This is a genomic window from Neisseria perflava (assembly GCF_002863305.2).
GTDB lineage: Bacteria > Pseudomonadota > Gammaproteobacteria > Burkholderiales > Neisseriaceae > Neisseria > Neisseria perflava_A.
Genome location: NZ_CP136962.1, coordinates 127,917 through 142,809 on the forward strand (window position 1 = coordinate 127,917; position 14,893 = coordinate 142,809).

Genomic DNA, 14,893 nt, shown 5'->3' on the forward strand with positions numbered 1-14,893 from the left:
GAGGGGCATATATTTCCAATATCCAGTTGTACGAAAAGGCCGTCTGAAAAATTCATTTCAGACGGCCTTTGGCTATGTATTTTGTTCTGCTTAGAACAGCAAATCTGCCGGTTCGCTGCTTGCCGGAGCATCTTTCACAGGAGCAGAGGCAGGAGCAGTAGCCGGTTCGGAAGCGGCTTTAGGTGCAGAAGCAGGAGTATCAGTCGGAGTGGTTGCCGGTTTGATAGCAGGTTTTACCGGTTTCACCGGAGTCGGACGAACGCTTTGTTTCGGTTCAGACGCTACCTTGTTTGCATCGTCGGTAGCATCGACTTCGATTTCAGTGCCTTGAGGCAATACCACATCTTTAGCAGGAGCCGGTTTCGGCATGACTTTAGGTTTGCTGTAAGCATCCGTGCCACTGGTCCATGCCAAAGACTTCAAAGGAGATTTGAGTTTTACACCTTTGGCGCAAGTCAGACAGTTTGCTGCGCCGGTGCGTCCTTTCAGGATTGCATCCACACGCGCGGCAGGAATAGTTTTACCGTGCGCTTTTGCCCAGGCGGCAATGCTTTTTTTCAGGGTAGCCGTATCAAGGTTTTTCTTGTCGTATGGGTCACGATAGGCAGCCAGCCATAAGTTTTGGTTGGCATCTTCGTTCAGGCTTGCCATTTGGTAGATAACGGAGGCAGGGGAACCTGTTGCGATGGTTTTGGCGAATTCCAATGCATCAGGCGATTTCATGCGCACGCAACCATGGCTGCGGACGCCGGGTACACTGGCAGGGGCATTGGTGCCGTGAATGCCAAGGCTCAATTTAGGGTCGCCAAGACGGACAAATACCGGGCCCAGCGGATTGTTTGGGCCGGCCGGTACGCTTTTTACGCCGTCATTGCGTTCTTTTTGAATAGATTTAGGGATATGCCAAACCGGGTTGTAGGCTTTTGCGCCGATTTTATGTTCGCCCAGATTGGTTTGGGTCATGGCTTTGCCGACGGCAACAGGATAAATTTTGCTCAGTTTACCGTTGTCGTAGAGGAACAAACGCTGTTGCGTAATATTGATAACGACGTGTTGTCCGGAAGAGGCGGGGGAGACGTCTGGAATAAGTGTGTTTGCAGCAGCGGCTGAAGTTAAAAGGGCGGCTGTCAGGCCGAACAGTATTTTTTTCATGTCGTCTTTTTTTGTAGGGTTTGAAATGAAAGTTTTTGGCGCATGATACCTGAAACTCTGTGTTTTTGTGAGAAAATATGCGCTTTCGGTATTAGAAGACAGTCAAACGGTCGGGCAACTGCTGAGTGACGGAAACGGTATGGGTGTGAAAGAACAGTATCAAGAGGCGGAAGTTTTTTCTTTGGATTATGAGAGCAGGGGTGTTGCCAGAGTCGATGGGAAGACTGTATTTATTGGCGGTGCACTGCCTAGGGAGCGTGTAACGTTTACCACTCATAAAGAGAAAAAGCAGTTTGCAGAGGCTCAAGTTGAAAAGGTTTTGAAGGCTTCTTCCGAACGTGTCGAGCCCGCATGTTGCTATTTTGATACATGTGGCGGCTGTTCGCTTCAATATGTTTCTTTCGGAGCGCAAGTTGCATTAAAGCAACGGATTTTGGAAGAGCAGTTGGAACGGATAGGTAAGGTCAAGCCAGAGATAATTTTGCCTCCTTTATATGGTTACTCCTGGTATTATCGCGATAGGGCGCGTTTGAGTGTTTCGGTGGATAAACAAGGCCGTCTGAAACTCGGTTTTCAGGCCAAAAAAAGCCATGATGTCGTCAATATCCGCCATTGCCATATTTTGCCTAAACATGTGTCCGATAGATTGCCTGATGTCCGTAATTTGCTGCAAAAGCTGCATGATGATGGTGTAAAAGTGAAATTTGTTGAGTTTTATTGCGGGAAAAATGTGACGGTGCTCAACATTCGTTTCGTAAATCAACCGTTTGGGCAAATATTAAGCGAATTGCGTAATTGGTTTGATAAGATATTGTCAGGTGCTGAAAAGGCATGGCAAATATGGCTGCAGGATCATGCCGAGTCCTTGCCGTTTTACCCTGAGAACGTGCCTGCCCTGAACTATACTTTTGCTCAATTCGATGTGGAAATGCCTTACAAACCCGGTGATTTTACGCAGATTAATGCGCAGCTGAACGAAGTGATGGTGGCAAGGGCTGTCAGGCTTTTAAATCCTCAAAAAGGGGAGCGGATTGCCGATCTGTTTTGCGGTTTGGGCAATTTCAGTTTGCCGCTGGCAAAAAGTGGCGCATCGGTTGTCGGTATTGAAGGCGCTGATTATTTGGTAGATAGGGCAAAGGAAAATGCCCACCTAAATCATTGTGCCGAGAATATGACGTTTTCTGTTGCCGACTTGTTCGATACCGATGAAAAGACTGTTGAGTCATGGGGGCAATTTGACAAGATGCTACTGGATCCGCCGAGAAGTGGGGCTTATGCTGTTGTCAAATCGCTACATAAGCCGTTTTTTCCCAAAAAGATAGTATATGTTTCATGCAATCCATCAACATTTGCACGAGATGCCGGTGTCTTGGTTGATAAGGGCTATAAGTTTAAGGCGGCGGGAATCATGAATATGTTTGCACAAACCTCGCATGTTGAATCCATCGGTGTGTTCGAGTTGTAAATTGGTATCAAGTCCTTTATGTGAGTAGGGTTTTTAATGTAAAAATGAGTGCATTCATGTTATCATCATTCGTTTGGGGAATGAATAACGTTGAAGTTGCGTGTAAAGCAACAGATGTTAATAAATGCAGTTTGCAGCACAAGACCGGGAGGTGTTCTTGAACTATCAACTTTTAACTATTTTTTTGCTGGTGCTTTTTTTGCTGGTGTTGTTTTTTGTTCGTCATAAACAAAGTAACAATTCAGACAAACAAAGCGCACATGCATCAAAAAGCGGCCGTACATCTGCTGCTCATACAGCCTCCTCTGAGGATGGAAACGACTGGATTGAGAAGGTCAACCAGACAGTTTCCAATGCGGATAATCAAGACTGGGAATGGGGTGGAAGTGGCTCAAACGATGCAACAGCTTCTGTCTCCGCACAAGAAGTCGATCCGTTGACCGAATATCAGGTTTATAAACAGTTCGGCTATGAGAGTAAGGCTGCAGAGTCTTTGGCCGGTTATCTCAATACTTTGGAAGACGGTGCTCCGGAAAAGCTGGTTCATGAATTAATTGGTTTGAATCTGCGAGTTGGCAATATCGATATGCTGGCGGATACGCTTGAGCGCCATAGTGCTTCCCTTTCTGAAGACAGCGTAGCCGAATACCTGAAAGCCGGTCTGGCTTTGGATTCTACCAACCTACGCCTGCGTGTTTTCGCCGAGCATCATCTCGGTTGGAATATGCAGGAAGTGGACCGTCAAATTGGCGAGCAAAGCGGTTTGGAAGTTTCTTCCGACGAGCATATTGCCTTTGAGAACGATTCGGCTGAACGCATTGTCGTGCCAGGTATGGGCAAACGTGCGCCTATCGTATTAGGCAAGAAAGACTTTGGCGAAATCAGCCCTGAAGAGATGGGCGCGGTTATTGGTTTTGCCAAACCGGAACGTAGTGCAAAAATCCTGAAAGACAAGATCAGCTACGAGGCTGCTTTGCATCAATACAACAAAGCAATCCAAACTTCTGCGAAGCCTGCTGGTCTCATTATCGATGCCTTGCGTCTGGATTATCAGAATGAAGAAGTAGGGCAGTTTGCCAAGCATCTGTGGAAGCTTTACCACTCTTTGGGTCAATATGGCCGTCAAGTAAAAGAACGTATGCTTGGTTGGGGTTATAGCCTTGGTTATCACGAAATTTTTGATGATTTGGAAAAAGGGCCGTCTGAGCAGCAAATTAAAGAGATTGGCTTAAAGCGCGGTTATATTCAGCCAAGTTCTTTGCAGATGAAAGCCAAATATCGTGAGTTGGTTCAAAAAGACTCTTCGGTTATCAGCGCCAGCTCTTCACCTGCTGATGAAGCTCTGAAAGAAGTGGAATCTTTGTTGGCCTACGGTCAGTTAGATTTGGCCATCGGTACTTTGGAACAGGCTGTTTTGCAGTATCCTCAAGAATCGCAGTTGTACATTATCTTGTTTGATTTGTACGAACGCGTTGAAGATTGGGGACGTTTGGAACAATTTCTGCGCTTGTTGCGTGAGCGTGTTGTCAGCCTGCCTGAAGAGGTTGTCTTGGCAATGAGCCGTCTCTTGCAACGAATGAACCAATATTCAAAAAAATAAGATAATCGTAGAAAGTACGAGTGATGAATAATCATTTACCAAAAATTAAAACCATACGGGTTATGTTACAGGAGATGGGTGAGCAACAGCAGGCGGTATTCCGTATGGCATTTAAAATGCACAATACGACGAATTACGTCATCGTTTCCCCTGATTCTGATGAAAAACCGGATTTGGTATTGGTTGATACCGATACTCCGGTAGGTGTAGAAGCTTGGAAAGAGTCGAAGAAAACTTATCCGGAAGTACCTGTGGCTATGTTTTCTTCCGAGTTGCCGACAGTAACGACTCCTTATTTGGCTAAGCCGGTCAAATTTGATACCTTGTTTCCTGTTTTGCGCAGCCTGGCTCAAGGTGGCAATGTTTTTGAGCCGTCTGAGCAACAAGCGGCTGAAGAGAATAAAAGACAATCCAATTCTGATGGTACAAGAAAAGCAACCATTCGCAGATTTAATCCAAATAAAGGCTTGTTGGGTGCGCTGAAATTTGCCAGTCAAGGACATCAAGATGTTGCTGTTTTGCATGAAGGTAAGCCGATATTAATCGTGTTTCCTAGTATTCAGCGTGTACTGTTGACAGTTGGTGCCAATGAGTTGGAGAAATTGTGTAAGAACGATAACTTGGCTGTCGTGTGTAAGGCTGTTCCTGATAATCCTCAATGGAAAGAAAAAGCCAAAGTCACTATTATGTCATGCTTGTGGCAAATGGCTATTTGGACTGCATCAGGCCGTCTGATTTATCCGATGACGCCGCAAACTGTCTTTACACTCAAGCGTTGGCCAAACTTAACCCGTTTGGCACATGTTCCGGAATCTATGCGTTTGTCGGCATTTTTGACGAAAACATCTGTTAATCTGAACATCCTCTATAAAGTCATGCCTTTAGAAATGCCTGATATTTTGAATTATTTATCGGCAACATATATGACAGGCTTTTTGGCGACAGATACAGAGTTTGCAACTGATGCGCACAATGCGCCTTCGTTGAATGAACAGATTGATGTGAATAGCAAAGATGTACCTGAAACAGCAATGAGCAAAGAGGCTCAAAAAATTGCCGGTCCGTCTAAAGAACAACCTCGCGGCCTGTTGCAACGCCTGATGCGTAAGTTGCTGGGCAAATCGTAAAGGACACGTCATGAAAGAAAATAAAATTATCTTTACCGGTCCTGTTGGCGTAGGTAAAACCACTGCAATTTCAGCTTTATCTGATGAACCGCCGGTTCAAACCGATGCATCCGCATCCGATATGACACTTGTCCGCAAGGGGTACACGACTGTGGCAATGGACTACGGTGTCATTCATTTGGATGAGGAAACTAAGGTTCACCTTTATGGTACGCCTGGTCAGGAGCGTTTTAATTTCATGTGGGAAATTCTGAGCCAAGGCAGTATGGGCTTGGTGCTTCTTTTGGATAATACAAGAAGCAATCCATTGAAAGACTTGCAATTCTTCTTGGATGCATTCCGGGAGTTGCTGAAAAAAGCGCCTCTGGTTGTAGGGGTAACAAAGATGGATATCCGATCCTTACCAAGCGTGGATGTTTATCAAAAATATTTAGCACAGAATAATTTTAATGTACCGGTTTTTGAGATTGATGCGCGTCGAGAAGACGATGTAAAACAATTGGTTACTGCCATGTTGTTCTCAATTGACCCCGGATTAGAGGTATAAGATGGAAGCGACACTCTCTTTACAAGCAAATTTATATCCTAAGATTACACCGGCGGGTGCGTATTATGCTGTTTCAAGTGATACGCCCAGTGCCAGCAGAACTTTATTGTATGGTCTGTTGCGTGCAGAGCCGTCTGAAACCATCAGCAGCGAAAAAATCTTGGCGTGGGCGGATACCAGCGACATCAATACCGCTTTGAACCTACTGTATCGCCTCCAACGCTTGGAATTTTTGTATGGTGATGAGGAAATCAGCACAGACGACATCCATTTGACTGACGAGCAATTGCCTACATTGTTGGAACAGTTGTCTAATTCTGGCAAAGCTTTATTGGCTGATGAAAACGGTTTGTATTTTGCCAATGCCAATTTCCATCATGAGGCTGCGGAAGAGTTGGGCCTTTTGGCGAGCGAAGTGGCCAAAATGGAAGACAATCACCGTCTTTTGATTCGCAATAACCTGCATATCAATAATAGCGCATGGGGTATTTGTGATCCTTCAGGCCAAAGTGAATTGACCTTTTTCCCTCTGTATATTGGCATGACCAAGCTGATTTTGGTAATTGGCGGAATGCCTGACTTAAATAAAGAGGCTTTTGTTACTTTGGTTAAAGTGCTGTACCACCGATACGGCAGCCGTTGATTTTTGCCTGACCGATATTTATTTTAGAATGGAGCGACTATGCAACAACTATTAATCTCTGTATTAAGCGATTTGAACAATACCTCTGCGGATATCACTGCTTCTGCAGTTATTTCTACAGACGGCCTGCCGATCGCAACCATGCTGCCTTCCCACTTGAATGCAGACCGTGTAGGTGCGATGTCGGCAACGCTTTTGGCATTGGGCAATCGTTCCGTACATGAGTTGGCTTGCGGTGAGTTGGATCAGGTAATGGTTAAAGGTAAAAATGGCTATATTCTGTTGAGTCAAGCAGGTGAAAATGCAGTGTTGGCATTGATGGCAAAAGAAAGCGGTAAATTGGGCTTGATTTTGTTGGATGCGAAACGTGCAGCCAAACAAATTGCTGAAATATTATAAAAATTTCTTTATAAATTAAAAAAATATAAAAATATTTTTATTTTTATATAGATTGTTGCTTGACAGGCTTCTGATATTTTCTATACAATTCCATCTTTAATTCCCCGATAGCTCAGTCGGTAGAGCGACGGACTGTTAATCCGCAGGTCCCTGGTTCGAGCCCAGGTCGGGGAGCCAGATTTGAAAACCACCATCTTGTATGGTGGTTTTTATTTTTATCTATTATTCATTTGTTAGTCTTTTTCAGATATTGAAATGCTTGGTGAGATGGTTGTACTTAATGCTCCAATTTTCAGACGACCTGCCAATATATTTAAATATCTCATTTATTTTTTTAAGCTGTACATAATATTTATAGAGAAAATAATATCTTATTGTTATCTATGGAAAGCGCACATACATTACATTCTTCATCACGCCTTCGGTTTGCATTAAAAAATGTGGCATGGCATTTGTTGATTAGTCTGATTTTGGCAGGATTGGCCGCTTTGTTGGTATTCGGAGTTTGGTATCCTTATCCGTATGCCGAGCTAACGAGCGGATTGGCTTTATATAAACTGGTCATTTCAGTAGATATTGTTTGTGGCCCGTTGCTGACTTTGATTCTTGCCAGTCCGAGCAAGAAACTTAAAGAGAGGGTTATTGATTTTTCCTTAATCGGCATGATTCAGCTGGCTGCTTTGATTTATGGTTTATATAGTGTATCTTTGGCGCGTCCGGTGGTTACCGCATTCGAAACCGATAGGATAAATGTGGTAACTGCTGCAGAAATTGATGTAGATGATTTGCGCCATGCCCCGAAGGATTTGCAGGATTTATCTTGGTTTGGCGTGCGCCGTGTTGGGTTGCGTGAAGCAACGAGTCTGGATGAGGTTAACCAAAGTCTTGATTTGTCTTTGAAAGGTATTGAACCGAGTATGAGGCCTTCTTGGTGGTTGCCAGATTCGCAGCAAGAGCGTGAGAAAATCCGTAAGGCAATGAAACCGTTGTTTATTTTGGTAAAAGCCCGTGGTATGAATGAGGACTCAATTTTGGAACAGGCTTCGCTGATAAATGATGGGAAAGAGTTGTATTTCTTGCCGTTTACCAGTGCGCGAAGTAAAGAATGGATTGTGATATTGAATGATCAGGCAGATTTCTTGGGTTATGCGCCGATTGATGGTTTTATCAAGTAAGAAAAGGCCGTCTGAAAGCTGGTAAGTGATGGTATAGGCTGTTTTTAAAAGAAAATATGCTGTCAGACTTTGCCTTTCTTTCGTCAAACTGATAAACTGTTTGCCATTATTGTTGATCGAGGCATAAATTTTTTATGAAAGACGCAGAGCAGAGTAGTTGTTATATCGCTTCTTTCCCTTTATTTATGTCCGAACTTTGGCAGTCTGTCCGTTTTAAGCGGAACGGCTGCCTTTTTGTATTTTAAAGGAACGCAATCATTATGGATTTCAGTTGGTTGGCCGAGCCGCATACTTGGATAGGCTTTGCCACGCTTCTGGTTTTGGAAGTTGTTTTAGGTATTGATAACCTTGTTTTCGTAGCGATTTTGGCAAACAAGGTCAAACCGTCGCAACGGGATAGGGCGCGGATAACGGGCTTGGGTTTGGCCGTTGTTATTCGGATTTTCATGCTGGGCTTTATGGCGCACATCATGACGCTGACGCGTCCTTTGTTTGAGTTGGGCGGTCTGGAGATTTCCGGCAAAGACATGATTATGTTTGCCGGCGGTATTTTCCTGCTTTATAAAGCGACTACCGAGCTGCACGAACGCCTTGAAGGCCATAATCAATTTGCTGTTGCTGAAGGGCAGAAGAAGCATTCTGCTTTTTGGGGCGTTGTGGCGCAAATCTTGATTTTGGATGCGGTTTTCTCTATCGATTCTGTTATTACGGCAGTGGCGATGGTGGATCATATTGTGGTGGCAATGGGTGCGGTTGTTGTGGCGATGACGGTGATGATTTCCGCCAGCAAACTGTTGACTGCCTTTGTGGACAAGCATCCGACCGTTGTGATGTTGTGTCTGGGTTTCTTGTTGATGATCGGTTTTAGCCTGATTGCGGAAGCCTTCCATTTCCATATTCCGAAAGGCTATTTGTATGCGGCGATCGGCTTCTCGATTTTGATCGAACTGTTTAATCAGGTTTCGCAAAAGAATGCCCGCAAAAATGACTACATCAGCACTTCTTGGCGTAAGCGCACCGCTGAAAATGTGTTGGGCATGATGGGTATCCGCGAAAGCATTTTGGCAAAAGCAGGCGATAATGGCGGCGATGACGAGCATTTTGAAGAAAACGAAAAATCCATGATTCGCAGCGTGCTGACTTTGGCGGAGCGTCCGATTATGGGCGTGATGATTCCGCGTCGGGAAATCGAGAAATTGGATATTTCCCAAAGTCGGGAAGAGCAAAATGCGCAGCTGAAAAATACGCCGTATAGCCGTTTGTTGGTTGTCGGTAAGGCAGGTGTAGATGAGCCTTTGGGATATATCAGTAAAAAAGATTTGCTGAACCAGCTGCTTGAATCGGGAGAAATCAATATTCAGACGGCCTTGCGCCAACCATTGATTTTGCCGGACAGTACGACGGCATTGAATGCTATAGAATTGTTCCGTCAAAGCAGCGCGGATTATGCGTTGGTGGTGGACGAGTTTGGCGCGGTGCTGGGTATGGTAACCATGAAAGATTTGTTGGAAACCATTGCCGGTGAGTTTCCCGAAGAGTTTGAGCGTGAGGAAGAAGAAGCTGCTCCAGCCAGTCAGGATGAAACACTGTCTGTGGATGGTGCATTGGAGTATGTGGAATTGGCTTCACAATTAAATCTGCCTGCTCAAGAGGAAGACGCGGACTTCCATACCGTTGCCGGCTTGATCATGGAAGAATTGCAAAGTATTCCTGATGTGGGCGATTTCATCGATTACCATGGCTGGCGTTTTGAAGTGGTTGAGAAGGACGGACAACGGATTACCCGTGTAAAAATCAATCGTTTGCCGGAAGAAGAATAAGTAAAAGCTAATATAGTAAAGGCCGTCTGAAAATGTTCAGACGGCCTTTTTATTGATTCAATTTTAGTTGCCGTAATGTCCCGAGCCTAAGATTCGGTGTGAATGTGCGCCGGTTGCATGGTGGGGATTGCTTGGAACTTGATTGCACCAACAGGCGGCAAGCCAGGCAAAAGCGGCAGCTTCGACCCATTGCGGGTCAAGATGGAGCTTGGCTGTGCTGTGCAATTTGGTGTCGGGAGAAAACAGGGTTTCTAAGTCATGCATTAACACCGGATTGCGGATGCCGCCACCACAGATATAAAGATGATGAATCGCCGGGGCAGCTTGTTTGGTCGCATCAAAAATGGTTTGTGCAGTATAAAAGACCAATGTACGTATCACATCTTCCGGCTTTTCATTACCTTTCAGACGGCCTTGAAGCCAGCTTAGGGAAAACAACTCTCGGCCTGTACTTTTGGGATAAGGGCGGCTGAAGTAAGGATGGTCGAGCAGGTTAGCGAGCAGGTCGGGGAGGATTTTGCCTTGTGCGGCTTTTTCCCCGTTTTTGTCGTAAGGCTGCTGCCAGATATGTTGCATCCATGCATCCATCAGCATATTGCCGGGGCCGGTATCGAAGCCGAAAGAAGGGCTGTCGGGCGGGAGGATGCTGATATTGGAAATGCCTCCAATGTTGAGTACGGCTCGGGTTTCATTCGCATCTTGAAATAGCGCTTCGTGAAAAGCGGGGACGAGGGGTGCACCTTGACCGTTGCAGGCAAGGTCGCGGCTGCGGAAGTCGCCGACCGTGAAAATGCCGGTCAGTTCGGCTAAAAGCGAGAGGTTGACCAGTTGAATGCTGTAACCGTGTTCAGGTGCATGGCGGATGGTTTGTCCGTGACAGCCGATTGCGGCAATGTCTTTAGCCGACAGGTTTTGTTCTGCCAATAGTTGTTGGACGGTTTGGGCGTATAGGCGACTGAGTATTTGCGCCAGGATATTGCTTCTGTGCAATTCATTTTCGCCTATGTCTTGTAGTGCCAACAATTCTTGGCGCAGGCCGTCTGAATAGGGTAGAAAGCTGTGGGCAACGGCTCGTTGCCATTGCTTGCCCTGCATTTGAATCAGTACGGCATCGGCACCGTCCATGCTGGTTCCGGACATGATGCCGATATAGTATTGGGGTTGCATTTCGGTTACAGAAAGAGAAGGTAAAACGGCATTTTAACGCCTTTTGACGTTTTTACGGGAATTTCGGCATTTAATGTAAATAGTTGGTGCAAGAAAGATTACAAAAAGGTTAAAATAACGCGACTCAACATGTTTTCCAAAAGGAAACTTTCCATGGCTCAAACTCAGTCGAGTGCGAACTTGAAGCTGATTAATACGGTTTTTGCCGCTATGCTTGTGAGCATGGTCGGCTATTTTATTTATTGGGGCCTGGGTTATACCCACTACAACCACTCCGGCCTGTTTATCCTTGCTACCTTTTTCGGCGTCTTCATGGCGTTTAATGTGGGTGGTAACGATATTGCCAACTCTTTCGGTACAAGTGTCGGCTCCGGCACATTGACTATTCCGCAAGCTTTGCTGATTGCGGCAGTATTTGAAGTCAGCGGCGCAGTGATTGCCGGTGGCGAGGTAACAGATACCATCCGTAAGGGTATTGTCGATTTGAACGGCATGCATCTGGATCCGATGCAATTTGTCTTTATTATGATGTCTGCGCTTTTGGCTGCGGCATTGTGGCTGCTTTTTGCCTCGCACAAAGGCCTTCCTGTCTCGACGACGCATGCCATTATCGGCGGTATCGTCGGTAGTGCTTTGTGTATGGCGGCATTGAACGGTGTGGATTCTGTTGCGTTGATTCAATGGGACAAGTTGGGCGAAATTGCCTTGTCTTGGATTTTGTCTCCGGTATTGGGCGGCATCGTTTCCTATCTGTTGTTTTCACGAATTAAGAAAAACGTTTTGGACTACAACTCTTGGGCCGATAATACGCTCAAAGGCATCAAGTTGGAGAAGAAAGCTTATAAAGAAGAGCATCGCCTGTTTTTTGAAGCCTTGAGTGAATCTGAAAAAGTCGAATACGCCACCAAAATGGCGCACGATGCCCAAATTTATGATGAGCCGGACTTTGATCCCGAAGAGTTGCAGTCTGAGTATTATCGCGGCCTGTACCGCTTTGACAGCCGTAAGGGCGAAGTGGATTCTTACAAAGCCCTGCATTCTTGGGTGCCGTTCATTGCTTCTGTCGGCGGTATGATGATTGCGGCCATGTTGATTTTCAAAGGTCTGAAAAATCTGCATTTGGGCATGAGCAATGTCAACAGCTTCCTGACCATTTTCATGATCGGTGCGGCTATTTGGATGGGTACGTTTGTATTCGCCAAAAGTTTGAAACGCAAAGATTTGGATAAATCAACCTTCCAAATGTTCTCATGGATGCAGGTATTTACCGCTTGCGGTTTCGCATTCAGCCATGGTGCGAACGATATTGCCAATGCGATTGGTCCGTTTGCCGCGATTATGGATGTGTTGCGTACCAACAGCATTACCGCTCAAAACGCCGTGCCGCCGATTGCCATGTTGACTTTCGGTATCGCTTTGATCGTCGGCTTGTGGTTTGTCGGCAAAGAAGTGATTAAAACCGTAGGCACCAGCTTGGCAGAAATGCACCCTGCGTCAGGCTTCTCAGCAGAGCTTTCTGCCGCCGCCGTCGTGATGGCCGCATCATTTATGGGCTTACCTGTTTCCAGTACCCATATCTTGGTGGGTGCAGTTTTGGGTATCGGCTTGGTTAACCGCAATGCCAACTGGAAATTGATGAAACCGATCGGCCTTGCTTGGGTAATTACCTTGCCTGCTGCTGCCGTTTTGTCTGTTGTCAGCTATTTGGTTTTGCAAGCCGTATTTTAACTGACTATTTGATTTAAAAAGGCCGTCTGAAAGATATTTCAAACGGCCTTTGCTTAATTTTGTAAGGGATAAATTTTAATTTGTTTTCACGATGCATAAATCATGCTGTTCAATGTTTGAACTGATACAAGAATAATCAAGGTAATAGAGAAATACCTTATTGGGAATATCTTAAGAAAAGATTTTGGTTTCAAAACTTGGCTTAGTTAGGGCAAACAAAGCTATTTTTAATCAGCCCACTATCAGGTTAAGGCAATAAAAAAGCCCCAATTCATCGACGTTTAAGTGTCGTATTGAATTGGGGTTTTCTATTTAGTGTAAGCCTTTACGGCCGTCTGAACATTATTCAGCAGCTTCGTTGCTCTCAGCTTGAGCAGGAGCCGCTTCTGCTTCAGCGGCGGCTTTAGCGGCTTGGCGTTCGGCTTGTGCAGCTAATGCCTGTTGAACGGCTGGGTGCTGTTGGGCGATGGTTTGTTCTTCTGTGCTGACTTCGCCTTTGAAGCGGTTGTTCAAGTCAAAACGTTTGCCGCCGCGAGCCAAGGCTTTCAGATAGCGCGGACGGCGGCAGTGGTTGGCCAGTACGCGTGCAATCAGTGCAGGGTCATATTGGGGCAGGGCGGCAACCAAGTCTTGGTCGATACCGACGGCCAACGGTTTGAATCGTTTGAATACATCATATTTGCCGTAAATGTGGTCGGCAATCATGTCTGTCTGTTTTTTCTTGCTCATGGTTTGGACGGCAGATTTCAGCGCAGCGCCCAAAGCGGTTTCTTGTGCCATTGCGGTTGTATTCCTCTAATATAAATCCGTATTTTCGTCATACGGCAATAAGGTGCTATTGTAGTATAAAGACTGTGATTTGGCTAAATTTTTCTGAGAATATTCAGAAATAAACGGTTATTTTCCTAGTTTGGCGATGTCCGGTGTATTGACCTGTACATCGGCATTTTGCGCACGATGGCGTAAGGCGTGGTCAATCAATACCAATGCCAGCATGGCTTCTGCAATCGGAGCAGCGCGTAAACCGACGCAGGGGTCGTGGCGGCCGTGTGTGGCAAGTTCGACAGGGTTGCCCTCTATATCAATGCTGTGGCGCGGTGTGGCGATGGAACTGGTCGGTTTGATGGCAATATTCACATGAATGTTTTGTCCGGTGCTGATGCCGCCCAAGATGCCGCCTGAGTGGTTGGACAGGAAGCCTTGAGGCGTGAGCTCGTCGCCATGCTCGCTGCCGCGCTGCGTTATGCTATCAAAACCTGCGCCGATTTCTACACCTTTGACGGCATTAATGCCCATCATGGCATAGGCAATTTCTGCATCGAGGCGGTTAAAAACCGGTTCGCCCAAGCCGACAGGGACGTTGGCTGCTTCGATATGAAGTTTTGCGCCGACAGAATCCAATGATTTGCGCACGCTGTCCATATAGTTTTCCAAGTCCTCAATCTGGCTTTGGTTTGCTGCAAAAAAAGGATTTTGGGAAATATATTCGTAGCCTTCAAACTGGATTTCTTTTTCGCCGACTTGGGTAACGTAGGCGGTAATTTCAGTACCGAATTTTTCTTTCAGCCATTTTTTTGCAACTGCTCCGGCGGCAACGCGGGCAGCGGTTTCGCGGGCGGAACTTCTACCGCCGCCGCGATAGTCGCGTGTACCGTATTTGTGCCAGTAGGTGTAATCGGCATGTCCGGGGCGGAAGCTGGTGGCGATATTGCCATAGTCTTTGCTGCGTTGGTCGGTATTGCGGATCAGGAGGGCGATGGGAGTACCGGTGGTTTTGCCTTCGAATACACCGGAGAGGATTTCGACTTGGTCGGCTTCGCGGCGTTGGGTAACGTGGCGGCTGGTGCCGGGTTTGCGGCGGTCAAGGTCAAATTGGATATCCGCTTCGCTCAATTCTAATCCAGGCGGGCAGCCGTCAATGATGCAGCCCAAGCCTGCGCCGTGGCTTTCGCCGAAAGTGGTAACGGTAAAGATTTGTCCGAAGGTATTGCCTGCCATAGGGATACTCTTTTGAAATTGGGTTTGGAAATTTTTTGCTTATTTGGATAATTCTCAGGCCGTCTGAACAGA

At 46.0% G+C, this 14,893-nt stretch carries 13 protein-coding genes and 1 tRNA gene; 10 read left to right on the forward strand and 4 right to left on the reverse strand.

Annotated elements, in window-relative coordinates; all coding sequences use genetic code 11:
• Window positions 1-90: 90 nt before the first annotated feature.
• Entirely contained in the window at window positions 91-1,152 is a 1,062-nt protein-coding gene (locus tag CYJ98_RS00555) for a L,D-transpeptidase (protein WP_101755883.1), read from the reverse strand.
• A gap of 139 nt (window positions 1,153-1,291) precedes the next feature.
• Between CYJ98_RS00555 and rlmD the strand changes: the two genes are divergently transcribed.
• The 9 genes from rlmD to CYJ98_RS00600 all read left to right on the forward strand — a co-directional run bounded on the left by rlmD (window position 1,292) and on the right by CYJ98_RS00600 (window position 9,928).
• Window positions 1,292-2,617 (forward strand): 23S rRNA (uracil(1939)-C(5))-methyltransferase RlmD, encoded by a 1,326-nt coding sequence (gene rlmD / locus CYJ98_RS00560; RefSeq protein ID WP_101755884.1) that lies wholly within the window; start codon window positions 1,292-1,294, stop codon window positions 2,615-2,617.
• Between the two features lie 124 nt (window positions 2,618-2,741).
• Window positions 2,742-4,217 (forward strand): 23S rRNA methyltransferase, encoded by a 1,476-nt coding sequence (locus CYJ98_RS00565; RefSeq protein WP_101755885.1) that lies wholly within the window; start codon window positions 2,742-2,744, stop codon window positions 4,215-4,217.
• A 23-nt stretch (window positions 4,218-4,240) separates the two neighbouring features.
• Window positions 4,241-5,344: a response regulator transcription factor gene (locus CYJ98_RS00570; protein WP_101755886.1), complete on the forward strand. Its 1,104-nt coding sequence runs from the start codon at window positions 4,241-4,243 to the stop codon at window positions 5,342-5,344.
• Window positions 5,345-5,354: 10 nt separating this feature from the next.
• Window positions 5,355-5,891, forward strand: a complete 537-nt coding sequence (locus CYJ98_RS00575; RefSeq protein ID WP_003748733.1) for a GTP-binding protein — start codon at window positions 5,355-5,357, stop codon at window positions 5,889-5,891.
• A gap of 1 nt (window position 5,892) precedes the next feature.
• Window positions 5,893-6,534 carry a hypothetical protein gene (locus tag CYJ98_RS00580; RefSeq protein WP_003679679.1) on the forward strand — a complete coding sequence of 214 codons (642 nt, stop codon included), beginning with the start codon at window positions 5,893-5,895 and terminating at the stop codon, window positions 6,532-6,534.
• Between the two features lie 39 nt (window positions 6,535-6,573).
• Window positions 6,574-6,933, forward strand: coding sequence for a roadblock/LC7 domain-containing protein (locus tag CYJ98_RS00585; RefSeq protein ID WP_003679682.1), 360 nt, complete (start codon window positions 6,574-6,576; stop codon window positions 6,931-6,933).
• 101 nt (window positions 6,934-7,034) lie between these two features.
• A tRNA-Asn gene (locus tag CYJ98_RS00590) sits at window positions 7,035-7,110 on the forward strand.
• Window positions 7,111-7,316: 206 nt separating this feature from the next.
• Window positions 7,317-8,108: a fimb protein gene (locus tag CYJ98_RS00595; RefSeq protein ID WP_101755887.1), complete on the forward strand. Its 792-nt coding sequence runs from the start codon at window positions 7,317-7,319 to the stop codon at window positions 8,106-8,108.
• A 260-nt stretch (window positions 8,109-8,368) separates the two neighbouring features.
• Window positions 8,369-9,928, forward strand: coding sequence for a TerC family protein (locus tag CYJ98_RS00600; RefSeq protein ID WP_101755888.1), 1,560 nt, complete (start codon window positions 8,369-8,371; stop codon window positions 9,926-9,928).
• Window positions 9,929-9,991: 63 nt separating this feature from the next.
• On the opposite strand, the gene CYJ98_RS00605 is transcribed toward CYJ98_RS00600, so the two are convergent.
• Window positions 9,992-11,095, reverse strand: coding sequence for an anhydro-N-acetylmuramic acid kinase (locus tag CYJ98_RS00605; protein ID WP_101755889.1), 1,104 nt, complete (start codon window positions 11,093-11,095; stop codon window positions 9,992-9,994).
• A 153-nt stretch (window positions 11,096-11,248) separates the two neighbouring features.
• Between CYJ98_RS00605 and CYJ98_RS00610 the strand changes: the two genes are divergently transcribed.
• Window positions 11,249-12,823 (forward strand): inorganic phosphate transporter, encoded by a 1,575-nt coding sequence (locus CYJ98_RS00610; protein ID WP_101755890.1) that lies wholly within the window; start codon window positions 11,249-11,251, stop codon window positions 12,821-12,823.
• Between the two features lie 342 nt (window positions 12,824-13,165).
• Here the strand turns inward: CYJ98_RS00610 and CYJ98_RS00615 are convergent, their stop codons facing one another.
• Together CYJ98_RS00615 and aroC are read right to left on the reverse strand one after the other, a co-directional pair.
• Complete coding sequence (locus CYJ98_RS00615; protein ID WP_101755891.1) at window positions 13,166-13,603, reverse strand: ProQ/FINO family protein; 438 nt, start codon at window positions 13,601-13,603, stop codon at window positions 13,166-13,168.
• A gap of 117 nt (window positions 13,604-13,720) precedes the next feature.
• On the reverse strand, window positions 13,721-14,821 hold the full coding sequence (aroC, locus tag CYJ98_RS00620) for a chorismate synthase (RefSeq protein WP_101755892.1): 1,101 nt from the start codon (window positions 14,819-14,821) through the stop codon (window positions 13,721-13,723).
• Window positions 14,822-14,893: the final 72 nt, after the last annotated feature.